The 18,341-nt window shown below is 36.4% G+C and carries 7 protein-coding genes; all 7 read left to right on the forward strand.

The genetic code is table 11. The features are described 5' to 3' along the window. The first annotated feature begins 148 nt into the window (after positions 1-148). The 7 genes from ACFSR1_RS14530 (at position 149) to ACFSR1_RS14560 (ending at position 18,337) form a co-directional block, all read left to right on the forward strand. Positions 149-3,415 (forward strand): cellulase family glycosylhydrolase, encoded by a 3,267-nt coding sequence (locus tag ACFSR1_RS14530; RefSeq protein ID WP_378293689.1) that lies wholly within the window; start codon positions 149-151, stop codon positions 3,413-3,415. 78 nt (positions 3,416-3,493) lie between these two features. Next, positions 3,494-5,362 (forward strand): polysaccharide lyase, encoded by a 1,869-nt coding sequence (locus ACFSR1_RS14535; RefSeq protein ID WP_378293691.1) that lies wholly within the window; start codon positions 3,494-3,496, stop codon positions 5,360-5,362. A gap of 45 nt (positions 5,363-5,407) precedes the next feature. After that, a complete protein-coding gene (locus tag ACFSR1_RS14540) occupies positions 5,408-7,612 on the forward strand; it encodes a polysaccharide lyase (protein WP_378293693.1) in 2,205 nt (734 codons plus the stop codon). Between the two features lie 85 nt (positions 7,613-7,697). After that, a complete protein-coding gene (locus tag ACFSR1_RS14545) occupies positions 7,698-9,827 on the forward strand; it encodes an Ig-like domain-containing protein (RefSeq protein WP_378293695.1) in 2,130 nt (709 codons plus the stop codon). Between the two features lie 168 nt (positions 9,828-9,995). Continuing rightward, complete coding sequence (locus ACFSR1_RS14550) at positions 9,996-12,290, forward strand: BNR-4 repeat-containing protein (protein ID WP_378293697.1); 2,295 nt, start codon at positions 9,996-9,998, stop codon at positions 12,288-12,290. A 36-nt stretch (positions 12,291-12,326) separates the two neighbouring features. Beyond that, positions 12,327-15,287 carry an Ig-like domain-containing protein gene (locus ACFSR1_RS14555; RefSeq protein WP_378293699.1) on the forward strand — a complete coding sequence of 987 codons (2,961 nt, stop codon included), beginning with the start codon at positions 12,327-12,329 and terminating at the stop codon, positions 15,285-15,287. 32 nt (positions 15,288-15,319) lie between these two features. Continuing rightward, positions 15,320-18,337 carry an Ig-like domain-containing protein gene (locus ACFSR1_RS14560; RefSeq protein WP_378293701.1) on the forward strand — a complete coding sequence of 1,006 codons (3,018 nt, stop codon included), beginning with the start codon at positions 15,320-15,322 and terminating at the stop codon, positions 18,335-18,337. Positions 18,338-18,341: the final 4 nt, after the last annotated feature.

Raw genomic sequence — 18,341 nt, forward strand, 5'->3', positions numbered from 1 at the left:
AAGATGTATAGAAACCTAATGACCATAGGTTTTTATATGTCATATCATTTTAAAAATAATTGATTAACACACACAATTAAACTTAATTATGGAAATGTACTACACACACACAAAACATTTTTCCACTAATCGGTTATTCTGGTTAGTAATGCTTTTATTTATTTGGGTCGGGGGAACGGCTCAAACCATTGTCCAGAAACACGGAAGATTAAAAGTTCAAGGCAATAGGATTGTCGACAAGAATAATGAAGAAGTCAGCCTCGCAGGTAATAGTCTCTTTTGGAGTAATGCAGGAGATACTTCAGACTTCTATGATGGTGAGACAGTATCACATCTAGCCAGTGATTGGAATAGTTCAATCATTCGTGTTGCTATGGGCGTAAAAGAAAGTTGGGATAGCGGAAACGGTTATATTGATAGTCCAACTGCCCAAAAGCAAAAAATCCGAAAGGTGATTGATCAGGCAATTGCAACAGGTATTTATGTAATTATTGATTGGCATACGCACGAAGCAGAAGCTTATACCTCTCAAGCGGCTGACTTTTTTAAGGAAATGGCATCGCTTTATGGTAACCAACCAAATGTAATCTATGAGATTTATAATGAGCCTATCAATCAGTCTTGGTCTCAAGTAAAAAGTTATGCCAATACTGTAATCGCTGCTATTCGATCAGAAGATCCTGATAATTTGGTCATTGTGGGGTCTCCAACCTGGTCTCAAGATGTAGATATAGCGTCAAATGATCCTATTAACGATAATAATACTGCATATACCTTACATTTCTATGCAGGAACACATAGAGAAGGTCTACGAAACAAGGCAAGAACAGCAATGAATAATGGTATTGCATTATTTGCTACAGAATGGGGAGCAGTAGATGCAAGTGGAGATGGAGCTATGGATACGCAAGAAACCGAGAAATGGATGCAGTTTTTTAAAGAAAACGGTATCAGCCATGTTAACTGGTCTGTAAGTGATAAACCAAGTAACAATGATCCAAGCAGAGCAGAATCGTCTTCAGTGGTTCAATTAGGAAAAGGAATTAATGGATTAAAAAATAATCAATTAACTGAAACAGGGATTTTTATAAAAGACATTATCAAGAATTGGTCTGAAGATGATGGAGGACCTGATGGGCCAAGCGGAACTATTGAGTGTAATTCTGTAAGCTGTATTAGAGATGCTATGCAAAATGCTCAGCCTGGTGATGAAATTATAATTGCTCCCGGAACCTATCTGGCCACGAATAAAATTAACATAACAGGAAGAGCTTCAAGATTTGCTTCAACTAAGAATGGTACTGCGGCTAAACCTATCGTGATGAGAGCAAAAAATCCATCAAATCCTCCAATATTAAAAGGAGAGAATGGTAAATATGATGGATATGTGTTACACATAACAGGAGATTATTGGGAAATAAAAGACATAATTTTTGAAGAAGGTTCTAAAGGAATCGTATTTGATAATGCTAATAATGGACTCTTAGATAATGTTACCGTTCGTGAACTGGGAGAAGAGGGAATTCATCTAAGAGATGGATCTAGTTTTAATTTGGTCAAAGACTGTAAGGTATATAATGTTGGTATTAAAAAGCCAGGAATTGGTGAAGGTTTATACGTAGGATCGGATAAGGGTCAACACGATCAATATGAAAGAGAATGTAATAATAATACGATTGATGGTTGTATTGTTGGTCCTAATGTTACTGCAGAAGGAGTAGATGTAAAAGAAGGTACTAAGAATACGATTATTCGTAATTGTACTTTCTCTGCACAAGGATTATCTGGAGAAAACAGTGCCGATGCCTTTATTGACTTAAAGGGAGCTTATGGGTTCGTGTATAATAATACTTTTAATCGAGATGGATCTAATATTCTTAATGCCGGGGTTGATTTCTTAGATCGAGGAACTGGTTTTAATACCGGTTATAGAAATGCTATTTTTAACAACACTTTTAATTTAGGTAGTAGAGCAGGTGAAATTCCGACTGCTAGAAAAAAACAAGGAGATCCGTCTGAGATTCACGTATGGAATAATACCCGTAATCCGAATTCACCAGATTTTCCAATAAGCGATGGGACAACAAATTTTGTTACAGAGTCTTGCCCAAGCTGGAATATTGTTCCGTGTTCAGGAGGTGGAAATCAAAGTCCTAACGTAAGTATTACATCACCTTCTAATGGAGCAAGTTTTAACGTAGGAGCTAACATTCAGATCAAAGCTAATGCAAGTGACCCTGATGGATCGGTAACCAAAGTAGAGTTTTATAGAGGAAGCTCTAAGCTAGGTGAAGACAACAGCGCTCCTTATTCTTATACTATTAATAATGCGCAAGCCGGGAATTACAATTTAACTGCCAGAGCTATAGATAATGACGGAGCAACCAAAACCTCTAGTAATGTAAGCGTTTCTGTAACCAGTGATACAGGTGGTAATACACCTCCTGCTATTTCCCTTCAAACTCCTTCAGGTAACTTGACTGTAGATGAGGGGTATAGTAGTCTTTACATCAAAGTAAATGCTTCAGATAGTGATGGATCTATAAGTAATGTAAAACTGTATATCAATGGGAATTTTATAAGACAAGAAAATTTCGATCCTTACGAATGGGGACACAGTACATCGCCTAATCCTGCTGAAACAACTAATTTGCCTGTTGGTAATCATATATTTAGAGCTATAGCTACTGATAATGACGGAGCAACTGCTGAAACTTCTTTTACGCTTACTGTTAAAAGTGAAAATACAGGTGGAGGAAATGATTGTTCTTTTGGTGCACCTATAAGTAGTGCTTTACCAGCGTTTGATAAGGTGTCTTTTTCTGAAGTGCACGTTTTAGGAAATGGAGGGCCGTCATTGAACAACTTTAGAAAATTCACAATTAATTGGGCTCCACAATATAACGGATTATATCAGTTTGCAATTAATACGAACAATGGTTCTCCGAATTGGTATGTAGATTTTAAAAATACAATGTCCTATCAACTTAATACTGCACAACCGGAAGTAACATTAAACAACACTGGATTTGCCGGCTTGGATGGCTCTTATTGGGTTGCAAAAGATGGAGCTAATTTTGTTATGGTATCTAAAAATGGAGGATTTACTATTTATTTCAGCAATTCTACCACACCTCCTAGCTGTGACGATAATAAAGATCCTGTAGAGGAGGATAAGTTAACAAGCATTAAGTTATTCCCAAATCCAGTTATCGATAACATATTGAATGTAACAGGTATTGCTCAGGAAAAATCAACACTAGAAGTTGCAGATATGCAAGGAAAAGTGGTGCTTCAGAAATCTATCGAAAACTCAGAAGCAGGCTTGGATGTTTCCAATCTTAAATCTGGAATGTATGTCTTGATTATCAAAGGGCTGAAATTTAGAAAATCTATACTGTTCACGAAGCAGTAATTAGTCTTAGCCAAAAAACCATCAGAAGTTTAAAATCAAAACTTCTGATGGTTATACCAAAGGTTAAAAAATAATCCTATGAAGACAAAATACAATTTACTCAGTATAGTATTGATACTATTATTAAATGCTGTGGCAATAGCACAACAGGGTTTGATATATCAATATGATTTTGATCATTTACCATCCGGGCAGTATGATAGAGATATGATTAGAGATGCCTTAAATGTCTCTTTTTGCAAAGGTGCAGATGAAGGAAGGGTTTTTATCGAGGCTTTTGAGAATAAAGGAAAAGTTCTTAAAGTTAAATATCCTAAAGGCAAAGTAAAAACAAACGACAGTGGAATGCACACCAAGGTTTTCTGGGAAGAAACAGGAGAAAACCAAGATGAGCTTTATATCAGTTACTTCGTTTATTTTCCAGATGATTTTGAGTTCAGAGCTGGTGGAAAATTACCAGGCTTATCTTATCAGACTTCAGATCGAAATATGTCATTGCGATTAATGTGGAGATACGATGGACTTGTAGAAACTTATGTACATTACAATACAAAACCTAGTCGACCCGATTATAAATCATCCATAAACTGGAGCCTTACCGATCCATACTCAGAACCAAATGGGCAACCTATGCCAGATCAGGTAAAGTTTACCAAGGGTAAATGGCATCAAGTAGAGATGTATCATAAATTAAATACTCCGGGACAGAATAATGGTATTATGAAAGGCTGGTTGGATGGTCAATTAGCTCTTAATATTACAAATAATGGTGACTATAGACAACCAGGCGAAGGTGATATTCATCTTAACTCTATCTATCTATCCACTTTTTTTGGAGGTAGTGATGAGACTTTTCAGCCTACTAAAGATGTTTATGCATACTTTGACGATTTCAAGGTGTCGAAGAACAGAATTGGTGATTCAGGAAACAATGGTGGTGATGGAGGAAACGGAGGTGATACTAACCAAACTCCAACAGTATCCTTTGCAACACCATCAAATAATATTACAGTAGACGAAGGATATAGTCTTTATGTAAAAGTAAATGCATCAGATGCTGACGGAAATATTAGTAATGTAAAACTGTTTGTAGATAATAATCTAATTAGGCAAGAAAGTGCAGCTCCTTTTGAGTGGGGTCACGCTAATTCTCCAAATCCGGATGAATTAAATAATTTATCAGTCGGCACACATATCTTTAAAGCAGTAGCTACAGATAATCAAGGTGCAACTTCTGAAACTACCTTTACGCTTACCGTGAATGAAGAAGATACAGATTCAGGAGGTGGTAACAATTGTTCTTTCAATACACCGAGTGCTAATAGTATTTCCAGTATTGATAAAATTTCTTTCACAGAAGTTTACGTACTGGGAGATAATGGTCCTTCACTGAATAATTTTAGAAAATTCACTATTAACTGGAGCGCTGGTAACAATGGATTGTATCAATTCGCAATTAATACTAATAATGGAGTTCCTTCTTATTACGTAGATCTAAAAAATAAACTAACTCATACACTTGGACAATCAAATCCTTCCATAACCATCAATAATTCAGGAATATCCGGGTTAGATGGTTCTTATTGGGTAACCAGAGATGGAGATAGTTTTGTCATGGTATCAAAAACTGAAGGATTCACATTATACTTTAGTAATGATGATCAAGCCCCTGCTTGTGCTGAAAGAGCGAGACCAGATACCGTAAATAAAGATTCATTTTCCTATTATCCAAACCCTGTTAATAACTCTATTATTATGAATGGTTTAGATGTGTCTGTTTACGAAATAGTGATTTATAGTATGAACAGCCAGATAGTTCGGTCTGTTAAACCAGGTAAAGAAAATTCAATATCTGTAGATGTTGAATCACTAAGTCAAGGTCTTTATTTTATTGAGTTAAGGTCATTAAATAAAGAAATAAAGAGATATAAAATAATTAAAAACTAAAAAAGACTATTACAAAGAATTAACTAACAAAAACTCACACACACAATGAGAACACTTAAAACTACTAACGGATTTTTCCTACTATGCGTTTTATTCGTACTTGGAAATGCAACAGCGCAAAACTGCAATACTATAATTGATGTCGATTTTGATAATTGGAATAACAGGCGATACTCTATAGCAGATATAAAGAGCGATTTTAATAACAAGGTAAAGCCATGGACTGCATCTACCTACAGAGGAGTAGAAGGACCTGGTGCTGCTAGTAATTTGATAGAAAACACTCCACAAGAAACTAGAATTGTCGATGGGACTTTGCGAGCGCAGTATTTAAAAAATGATGCTTCAGGTCGATCTGGAGGTTTTCTCTTTGATCCTTATTTTGATGCTGTAGATGAAGCCTATTTAGAGTACAAAGTAAAATTCGATGATAATTTCTTTTGGGCTACAGGTGGTAAATTACCTGGGTTAGGAGGATCTACTAGAGGAGTAAATAGCGAAACCACGGGTAGAGGTGCCATTCCGTCCGGGTGTAAATATAATTCAGATGGATGGTCCGCACGGTTGATGTGGAGAAGAAATAGAGCGCAAACAACAAAGCCTTATCTTATTCTTTATAGCTATTTTGCCGACAAAACAAATGGACAACCTAGACAGGATGGAGACTGTGGAGATGCAAAAAGAATTTATTCTGACCTTAAAGATAACAAGTGGTATACCATCCGCCAATATATCAAAATGAATACTCCGGGGCAAAGCAACGGGACAGTGATCATGTGGATTGATGGACAAGAAACGTATCGTGATAATAATGCTAAAATTCGTAACTCGGGTAAAAATAGCCTAAAAATAAATGCCCTTATTATGAATACCTATAGAGGAGGAAAAAGAACAGATCCTGTTTGGCATTCTCCCAGAACAGAATATACTTTTTTCGATGATTTTAAAGTTTGGACAGGATGTGGTAATCCACCAGGAGGAGATAATAAACCACCCCAAGTTGCATTAACAAATCCATCATCAAATAATCAGGAATTCACATTAGGCGAAACGATTACATTAAGAGCAAATGCTTCTGATCCTGATGGAGATGTAGACCGAGTTAATTTTAAAGTAAACGGCGGATATTATGATCAGGATAAAATAGCTCCGTATAGTGTTACCTGGACACCAACTTCGGCAGGAACATATACAATAGGTGCAAGAGCTTTTGAAGCAGGACAAGAAGGGCTTTCTACAGAAGTTACCAGAACAGTAATTATTAAAGCAGCAACTAGTAATCAAGCTCCAAATGTTTCCTTTGCTTCTCCATCAGGTAACATAACGGTACAAGAAGGATATGACCTTACTATTGTTGTGAATGCTTCAGATTCTGATGGTAGTATTGCTAACGTAAAACTGTATATCAATAATAGTTTAATACGTCAGGAAAGTTATGCTCCTTATGAGTGGGGTCACGATGGTTCTCCGAATCCGCAAGAGGTGAACGGACGTTCTGCGGGAGTCTATACGGTAAAAGCAGTTGCTACTGATAATGAAGGCAAAACAGCTGAAGCAACGTTTACTTTAACAGTTCAAAGTACCGACACTGGTGGTGGAGGTGACAATTGTTCATTTGGAACTCCGGTAAATAATGGTTTAAGCGCTATGGACAAAATATCTTATTCTAATGTTCATGTTTTAGGAACTGATGGACCTAAATTAGGTAACTTCCGAAAGTTTACTATTAATTGGGTGCCTGCTAATAATGGGTTATATCAATTTGCTATTAATACGAATAATGGATCTCCAGATTGGTATGTAGACTTTAAAAATACCATGACATATCAGCTTAAAAACGCAAATCCGGAGGTAACTCTAAATAATACAGGTTTTGACGGATTAGATGGAGCTTATTGGGTTGCCAGAGACGGTGCAAATTTTGTATTGGTGTCTAAAACAAAAGATTTCACATTATATTTTAGTAATTCATCTTCAGCTCCTGGATGTAATCGGGCACCAGAGGTTGAAAAGGGTGATGACACTATGTTAGTGTATCCTAACCCGGTACAAGGCAATGTTCTTAATATTATAGGATTATCTGCAAAACAAAAAGTGTTACAAGTGGTAGATCTTCAAGGACGAATTATCAAAGAGTTTAACTCTAACAATACGACAGAAACTATGGATATCTCCGAACTTCCCTCAGGTCCATATTTACTGATTAACAGAAGTAGGAACTCTAAACAATCCTTATTGTTTGTGAAGTAGGGATTGTGTATGCCACAATAATCTAATCTGTTATACATAGGTTGATTGATAAATCAACCTATGTATAACTACATTACCATGAATTATGAAAAGATATGAAATTAGAAATATTACTTTTCTGGTAGTATTTTTATTAGTTGGAGTTTATGCCCAGAGCCAAATTCTTTGGTACGGGGACCCTAATAAAAGTGTTAACAGCAGTTTTAGAAGATTTGATTCTGGCAACGCCGGAGATAACTGTAGTAATCAATCAAATAATGCATCTACAGCCACAACTACAAACGATTCGCAATACGGAAAAGTATGGAAGATTCGTAAGCCTAAGGGACAAAAACGAGGAGAATTTGCAAGGACAACCGGTACAGTAAATAATTACATTCCAAAGGATGGCGATATCGTATACTACGGATGGCGATGGAAAATTGAATCAACTCCTAATATTACAGGTGGGATTGCTGTATGGCAGTGGAAAACAGATGCCGGTAACCAAAACAATACGCAAAATTATCCTCTTAATATGGGGTATGGCAATGGAAAACTAACCTTAAGTGCATGGGGACCTTGTTATCCAAGCTGGAATTCTTGTAGCGGATCTATTAGCAAGCGCAAAACTACTTTATGGACGAAATCTATACCTGAAAATACTTGGGTAAGCTTTGTGCTTAAAATCAAAATGTCCAGGAATAAAGATGTAGGATATGTAGAATTGTGGTATAACGGAACAAAACAAACCTTGTCCAATTCAGGATTTCAGGATTATCAGGTAAATTTATCTTCAGATAAAAAAAGAGCATATCATAAGACTTTTGATGGTAGTGTAGTGTATCCAAAATGGGGGGCTTATAACTCTAATGCGTGCAACTTTGATGTGACTACGTATTATGACGAAATGAGAATTGCCAAGGATTTGGCGTCTGCCACACCATCAGGTGTTAATACAGGTGGCGGTAGCAATACACCTCCTTCTGTAGCGATTACTAGTCCCAATGCTAATGGCAATTATACACAAGGAGATGACATTCCTGTAAATATCAATGCCAATGACTCGGATGGCAGTATTACCAAGCATGAAGTATATGTCAACGGATCTTTAGTGGATACGGATGGAAGTAATTATTCTGCACATATTATTCAGAATGCACAACCCGGTAACTATCAGGTAAAAGTTACTGTAACAGATAATGATAATGCTACAGCATCAGCCACCAGGAATTTTACGGTAAGTTCACAAACAAGTAATCAATCTCCAAACGTCTCTTTTGCGACTCCGTCTGGTAATATAACAGTTCAAGAGGGGTATGACCTTGTGGTAAGAGCAAATGCTTCGGATTCTGACGGAAGTATTTCTAACGTAAAATTATATATCAATAACGAGCTTATTCGACAAGAAAGTTATGCACCTTATGAGTGGGGACATGAGGGTTCTCCGAATCCACAGGAAGTGAACGGACGTTCGGCAGGAACATATACTGTAAAAGCGGTGGCCACGGATAATGAAGGGAAGACCGGTCAGGCAACTTTTACACTAACAGTACAGAGTACAGATACAGGCGGCGGAGGTAACGGAAATAATTGTTCTTATGGAACTCCGGTAAATAGCGGAATCCCTGCAATGGATAAAGTGACGTATTCTAACGTTCACGTTTTAGGCAGCGGTGGTCCAAGCTTAAGTAATTTTAGAAAATTTACTATTAATTGGAGTCCCCAATATAACGGTTTGTATCAGTTTGCTTTTAATACTTCTAATGGATCTCCGAATTGGTATGTTGATTTCAAAAATAATATGACATATCAGCTTAAAAATGCAAATCCTGAAGTAACACTGAACAATACAGGTTTTGGGGGATTAGATGGATCTTACTGGGTTGCCAGAGACGGTGCAAATTTTGTAATGGTATCTAAAACTAAAGATTTCACACTATATTTTAGTAATTCATCTTCCGCTCCTGGATGTAATCGGGCACCAGAGATTGAAAAAGGTGATGACACTATGTTGGTATATCCAAATCCGGTACAAGGAAATGTTCTTAATATCGTTGGATTATCTGCAAAACAAAAAGTGTTACAAGTATTAGATCTTCAAGGAAGAGTTATAAAAGAACTAAATACTAATAATGCTACAGAATCTATGGACATCTCCGAACTTCCCTCTGGTCCATATCTATTGATTAGCAGAAGTAAGAACGCTAAACAATCCTTACTATTTATTAAATAGAAAGTAAGGATTGTAGGTCAAAAAAAGAGAACCGAACTATTACACATAGATCGATAACAAACGACTATCGATCTATGTGTAAAATAGAAATCTCATTGAACGTAGTTCTATATTTAGGATTACGAACACTTTTTACTATTCTAAACTAACTAACAAACTCACCACATAATGAAAAAAATCATTATACCATTACTGTATTTGATCAGTTTTTTTTCTACCGGTCAGACGCTTACTCATACTATCAAAAATGTTACCAATAGCTGTCTCGCTGAAGTTGCAGTCGTTGGGGAAGCTACACAACAAAATGCTATCGCTATTTACGAAAACTTTGTTTTTATGGCATTTTATGATAAAAATACTAGAAAACTAAGACTGGCAAGAAGTAATAATTACGGAATCGATGGATGGAAAATTATCACGTTTAATGATATTCTGGATAGCACTTGGCAGGGCACTTGGGATACCCACAATACTCCGAATGTACAAGTATCTCCTATAGATAAAACGGTGCACTTAGCTTTTGATATGCACGCCGACAAATTGCAGTATAGAATCTCTGTCCCCAATGCTGCAACCGTTTCTAATGCTCAATGGTCTAAGGATCTCTTTAGTACCAATAGAAATTACCTCAAAACTAATAAAAGTATTCCAAGAGTAACATACCCAAGGTTAATACTGGGTAAAAATGATCAATTACTATTTTTTTACAGAACAGGTGGAAGCGGTAATGGAGATACCTTCGTACATCGCTATAATGCTTCAAATCAAACATGGAGTGATCAAATAAAAGTTATTGACGGAAAAACTGGTGTTTATGAAGGAGACCAGAATAGAAATGCTTATTTCAATGACATTCAATCTCATAATGGAAGATTATTCATTAGTTGGAACTGGAGAGAAAACACAACATTGCAATCCAATCATGATATCATGTTTGCATATTCTGATGATAATGGTTTAACCTGGAAAAATGATAAGAATAATGTAGTTGGAACCTCAGGTGCTAATAGCTCAAAAATAAATCTGAACAGTCCCGTGAAGATAAAGACGATCAATACGGGTCAGGGATTGATTAATCAAAACGCCATGGCTATTGATGGAAAAGGTAACTCTCATATTGTTTATTATAATAGGAATAACAAAAATTACTATTGGTTGCATAATACAAAAGGAGCTTCTAATTGGACTACCGAAATTATTGCTAACAATGGATCCAGACCAAAACTGTACTGTGATCGTACCACCAACACCCTATACCTTTTCCGAAGAAAAGGAGGAAATATTGTAGTAATTTCTTCAAGCTTAAATAATAATCAGTGGACTTCGTGGAAAGAAGTCGCTAATATTTCAGGTGGGTATATTAACGTTACAAACAGTATGCTAATAGGTAACAAAATCTATACTCTAGCAGTAAATAATAATAGTGGTTTACAACTAATTACATTTACGACCAGACCATCAAACAATGAAAATAGTAAACCTATAATTTCATTTAAGACTCCTACTGGAGACCTTACGGTAGATGAAGGTTACGATCTTAATGTTGAGGTTAATGCGAGCGACTCGGATGGTAGTATTTCTAACGTAAAATTATATATCAATAACGAGCTGATTCGACAAGAAAGTTATGCACCTTATGAGTGGGGACATGAGGGTTCGCCAAACCCAGAGGAAGTGAACGGACGTTCGGCAGGAACATATACTGTAAAAGCGGTGGCCACGGATAATGAAGGGAAGACCGGTCAGGCAACTTTCACACTAACAGTACAGAGTACAGATACAGGCGGCGGAGGTAACGGAAATAATTGTTCTTTTGGAACTCCTGTAAATAGCGGAATCCCTGCAATGGATAAAGTGACGTATTCTAACGTTCACGTTTTAGGCAGCGGTGGTCCAAGCTTAAGTAATTTTAGAAAATTTACTATTAATTGGAGTCCCCAATATAACGGTTTGTATCAGTTTGCTTTTAATACTTCTAATGGATCTCCGAATTGGTATGTTGATTTCAAAAATAATATGACATATCAGCTTAAAAATGCAAATCCTGAAGTAACACTGAACAATACAGGTTTTACGGGATTAGATGGATCTTACTGGGTTGCTAGGGATGGAGCTAATTTTGTATTGGTTTCTAAAACAAAAGATTTCACTTTGTATTTCAATAATTCATCACAACAAGCATCTTGTAGCAACAGAAGCAATGATACAGAGGTGCTAAAAGAAGCTTATATAGTTGCTTTTCCAAACCCAGTGATAGGCGATCTAAATTTATCTCAGCTTCCCAAAGGAACTTATAGCATTGATATTTACGATTTTCAAGGGAAAAAGATAATGGAGAAAAACAATGATTCTAAAAATACAAGTATGGTGTTATCTCTTAATCATATTCCTACAGGGATATATTTCCTGAAAATCAGAACTTTTAACAAACAGACTACCACTTTAAAGTTTTTGAAGCACTAAAACAATAAAGCCTTAAGGCTTATTAATGTTCGAAAGATGAAAACAACAAAAACACTACAAACAAAAAGAATACTCAAATCATTATTGATTCTATTATTCTTGACTTTGAACTTCAGTTTTGCTCAACAGGTAAAACTAGAATCACATCAAAAAATGAATATGAACGGGCTTCATTTCTGGTATAGTGATCCTAGTAAGCCTGTGGCTCTTTTTAATCGAAATATAACTCCAAAAGGCGATTGTATAAAAGTTGTAAATGGATACGTTTTCTTTACTTGGTACAAAGGAGGAATGCAAGACCGAAATCTAATGCTCTCCAGAAGGAAAATTGGATCAAATAATTGGGTGACAATTCAGTTTCCCGACAAAAACACTTTATATAGCGGCACATACCAAGGGGTTAATTATGCCAATAGTCCAGGAGGAAATTCGCATAGAACTACCTCCGTCGGAGTTTCAGAGAAAGATGGAACCATACATTTAGCTTACGACACACATGCTGGGGAATTGAATTTTAGAATGTCTAAAAAAAATATAGCTTTTGGACCGGATTCAGAATTTAAACTTAGCAATTTCAACCCACGAACAAATTACCTAAGATCGGATGAGGTAATCAACAGTTTTACCTACCCTAATTTTAGTATGAATGATGCCGGAGAACTGATGCTTAATTATAGGATTGGTGGAACTAGGAGAGGAAATTTGATGATGGCCTATTATAATGGTAATACCTGGTCTAAAAGTTATAAAATCATAAACGGCAGAGATCCAAATCCTACATTCAATCTTTACGGAGGTCTTAAATACCAATATGGTAAAATGTACCTAGGAGGTTCTTTACGAATACAAAATAACCCGATAGAATTTAATCAAGGCTTTTATTTTGCTGAAGGAGGGCAAAGAGGAAATGAAAACTGGATGGCTATAGATAATAAAAGTAATCCTATACCACTTACATCTATGAATGATTATAAGGTAGCAGAACCTTTACCTAACAATTCTAATGGTATGACATCTGCACCAAGTTTTGCAGTAACAGAAAGTGGGGCGGTGCATTTTGCAAACAGGGTTTCTGGACAAGGTACGGTACATTACTATAAATCAGCCGGATCAAATACCTTTAAAAAAGGAAATAACGGCACAAGGGTAAGTTTTGCAGCAGGTGGCAGAGTATATGGCGTAGAGATGTCTGGTGGTAATATAAGAGTAAGAAGTACCCCGGAGAACGCAAGTAATTGGCGCACAGATTATGTTTACGATGCGCAAGAAACCTTTGATATTATGGAACATGCATATTACGAAGGAAAAATATATATTGTGGCTAACGAAAAAAAGGAGACCGATAAAAGACCATTACATCATATTGTAATAGACCTTGGGTTTACTCCTGTATCGAATCAAGGACCGTTGGTTTCTTTTAAAAACCCAGTAGATGATCTTACGGTTGATGAAGGTTATGATTTGAGCGTTGAGGTAGATGCCAGCGATCCTGACGGTAGTGTCTCTAACGTAAAATTATATATAGACAATGAGCTTATAAGACAAGAAAATGGAGCTCCTTACGAATGGGGACAGGATAGCTCACCTAATCCGGATGAACTTAATGGTAGAACACAAGGGACTTATATCGTAAAGGCAATCGCAACCGATAATAAGGGAAAAACAGCAGAAAAATCATTTACCTTAACGGTACGTGGAAATATCCCGGACAATCAACCTCCTTTAGTATCTTTTGCCTCACCAACAGGAAATACTTCAATACCAGAAGGATATACAAATTTTGAAGTAACAGTAAATGCTTCAGATAATGATGGTTCTATAAGTGATGTAAAGCTATATGTAGACGAAAATTTAATTCGCCAGGAAAATCTTGCCCCTTATGAATGGGGAATCGGTAATAATAGTGCAGAACTTTTAGGTCTTTCTGTAGGACAACACACAATTAAAGCCGAAGCGACAGATAATGAAGGAGCAAAAACAAGCAAAACCTTTATACTATCTGTTACTGGAGAAAATAACAATCAAGCTCCGCAAATCTCATTTGCAAATCCTTCTGGTAATATTACCGTGCAAGAAGGGTATGACCTTGTAGTGAGAGCAAATGCTAGTGATCCTGACGGAAGTATTTCTAATGTAAAACTATATATCAATAACGAATTAATCCGACAAGAAATTTTAGCGCCTTATGAATGGGGTCACGATGGATCTCCTAATCCACAAGAAGTCAACGGTCGTAGCGTCGGAGTATATACTTTTAAGGCGGTAGCTACAGATGATAAAGGATTACAGACCGAAGCGAAATTTACCCTAACAGTGCAAAATTCGGATACAGGAGGAGGAAATGATTGCTCATTTGGCACTCCGGTAAATAACGGTATACCTGCAATGGATAAAGTAACATATTCTAATGTTTACATTTTAGGTAACGGAGGTCCAAGCCTAAGCAATTTTAGGAAATTGACGATTAATTGGGATCCGCAATACAACGGTTTATATCAATTTGCTTTTAATACGTCTAACGGATCCCCTAATTGGTATGTTGATTTTAAAAACACAATGACTTTTCAGCTAAGAAATGCAAACCCTGAAGTAACTCTAAATAATACTGGTTTTGCAGGACTGGATGGATCCTATTGGGTTACCAGAAATGGAGATGATTTTGTAATGGTTTCCAAAACAAAAGATTTCACCTTGTATTTCAGTAACTCATCGCAACCAGCATCTTGTAGCGACAGAAGCAATGAAGCAGAGGTCACAAAAGAACGTAATATAATTGCTTTTCCTAATCCGGTAAATGATAATATTTTAAATGTTTCAGGTCTGAAAAATGGGCTTACAACTATCGAGATCGCAGATATGTTTGGAAAAGTGATTTATCATCAAACAGAAACATCTAATAGTGCTCAAATAAACCTATCTAACCTATCTACAGGATCTTACATACTTATTGTAAAAAGTTTAAAATCCAGAAAGGCAATGTTGTTTACGAAACAATAATCACATATCTAACCAACAAACTCAACAAACTAATGAAAAATTATATTATAGAAAACATAAAGATCTCAAGGCTCCTTTTATGTATGTCATTATTCTTTTTTGGCCTCTCAGGGACGGCGCAGGTAGAATTAATTGAAGAGGTAAAAATTTCGGATAGTGGCCTATATTTTGACGGGTCAAAAGTTCCGGAAAGTGAAAGACTAACATTTCCTAATAGAGCAAAATATGATTATGCATTTGGAAGAAAAATTACTCCGCACGGCGATTGTATTTATAAACATAACGAATATGTGTTTATGACTTGGTATAAAGGAGGAGAAAGCGATAGACATGTGATGCTTTCAAGATACAATACAATAACCAAAAAAACAGTAACTATTCAGTTTCCACATAGGCATACAGGCTTTCAGAATCGACCTCATATAGGAGAATCACATAACACGATAGCCGTTGGTGTTGCTCCAGTAGACGGAACCGTACATTTATTGTATGATATGCACGCATATTCAAGAAATCGACCATCTAATGGGAGTTTAAGTAATGATTATTTCAGATATAGTTACTCAAAGAAAAACGTGGCGACCTTACCGGATAGTGAATTTACGTTAGATAAATTCTTCCCAAAACGGTTATATCTAAAAAGTGGAGATAACTATGAAGGATTAACGTATCCAAAATTTTTTAATAATGAAGCAGGGGATCTTTTCGTATCCATGCGCGAAGGAGGACATACCAATGGAAAATATATGACCGCCAAATATAATGGTACATCCTGGAGTAGTTTTAAAGATTTTAATGTATTGGATGCCAGAAACAAAGGCATAAATTATAATTGGGGACTTTATGGAGATTTTAAGTTTATCAATGGTAAAATGCACGTTGGTTTTCATACAAGAAAAAGTATTAACAACGATAAATTCTCTCTAAATAGCGGATTTTATTATGCATACGCAAATAATTCAACGGATATATCCGATTGGAGAGATCATAAGAATAGAAGAGTGGCTACTCCATTAATTGATCCGGAAGAGATATTTATTTCTGAACCAGGTAATGAAGTCAATTCTTCCGGAGCGAATTCTGTTAGAATAACAAGCGGAGCCGATTGGACAGTGACCAAAGACGGAAGTATCCACTTTAGAACAACCGTTACAGGAAGCAACGGGTCCAGAAATGTCCATACCTACAAGAAGGCTGGAGAAGCTAATTTTAGAACTACTACCAACTTTCCAGGAGGAGATTTTCATAGTATAGAAAACGATGTTTACATGGTTGGACTAAGATCAGGGCGGCCGGTTATTTATAGGGCTGACGCCGGAACCAATAATTGGGAAACCTTATATACTACGAATTCCGGGAGAACTTTTAAACACGGGGTAGTTCATATAAAAGACGGTAGATTGTACTATTATTTAATGGAGAACAAAACAGGAAGCGCACAGCCTATTTATCTTCAGATATACGATCTGGGTATTAATTCTGAAAATAATCCTCCAACGGTTTCTTTGACAAACCCGTCAGAAAACAATCAAGAGTATACTTTAGGTGAAACTATTACACTTCGTGCAAATGCTTCTGATCAAGAAGGTAGTGTAGACAGAGTAAATTTCAAAATCAATGGTAGTTTCTTCAGACAAGACCGTACAGCTCCCTATAGTGTAACCTGGACACCTACAGCGGCAGGAACTTATACCATAGGGGCAAGAACTTTTGAAGAGGGTCAGGAAGGACTTTCTACAGAGGTATCCAGAACAGTAATTATTAAGGAAGAAATAAATAATCAGCCACCTGTTGTTTCTTTGACGAATCCATCTGAAAATAATCAAGAGTTTACTTTAGGCGAAACTATTACGCTAAGAGCAACTGCTTCTGATCAAGAAGGCAACGTAGACAGAGTAAACTTTAAAATCAATGGAAGTTTCTTCAGACTAGATCGTACAGCTCCTTATAGTGTAACCTGGACACCTACAGCGGCAGGAACTTATACCATAGGGGCAAGAGCTTTTGAAGAGGGTCAAGAAGGACTTTCTACCGAAGTATCTAGGACGGTAATTATTAATGAGGAAACAAATAATCAAGCTCCACAAATCTCATTTGCTACTCCTTCCGGAAATATTACCGCTCAAGAAGGATATGATCTTGTGGTAAGAGTCAATGCTTCAGATCCAGATGGTAGTATTTCGAATGTAAAATTGTATATCAATAATGAGTTGATCCGACAAGAGAGTTTTGCTCCTTACGAGTGGGGACACGATCGTTCACCCAATCCACAAGAAGTAAATAATCGTTCTGCCGGGGTACATACCTTTAAGGCAGTAGCTACGGATAATGAAGGAAAACAAGGTCAAGCCACATTTACCTTAACAGTTAATGGTACAAATATGAACAGTGTAAATAATTGTTCGTTTGGTACTCCAATAAATACGGGTCTTAGTGCGATGGATAATATCTCTTACTCTAAGGTATACATTTTGGGGAATGGTGGTCCAAGTCTGGATAACTTCAAGGAGCTTTCGATCAACTGGAACCCACAACATAATGGTTTATATCAATTTGCAATCAATACTACGAATGGTTCACCGGATTGGTATGTCGATTTTAAAAACACCATGACATATCAGCTTAACAATGCTAAACCAGAAGTTACTTTAAACAATACAGGTTTTACTGGATTAGATGGATCCTATTGGGTTGCTAGGGATGGAGCTAATTTTGTATTGGTTTCTAAAACTAAAGATTTTGCATTGTATTTCAGTAACTCATCGCAACCAGCATCTTGTAGTGATAGAAGCAACGATGCAGAGGTATCAAAAGAAGCTACCATCGTGGCATTTCCTAATCCTGTAAATGATGAAATTCTGAATATTTCAGGTATGAAAGAGGGACTTTCAACAATCGAGATCGCTGATATGTTTGGAAAAGTGATTTATCATCAAACAGAAACATCAAATAACGCACAAGTAAACGTGTCTAATTTACCTTCAGGATCATACATACTTATCGTCAAAAGTTTAAAATCAAGGAAGGCTATACTTTTTACAAAACAATAATTAT

Source organism: Aquimarina rubra, from assembly GCF_042684305.1.
In the GTDB taxonomy this organism is placed as follows: Bacteria; Bacteroidota; Bacteroidia; order Flavobacteriales; family Flavobacteriaceae; genus Aquimarina; species Aquimarina rubra.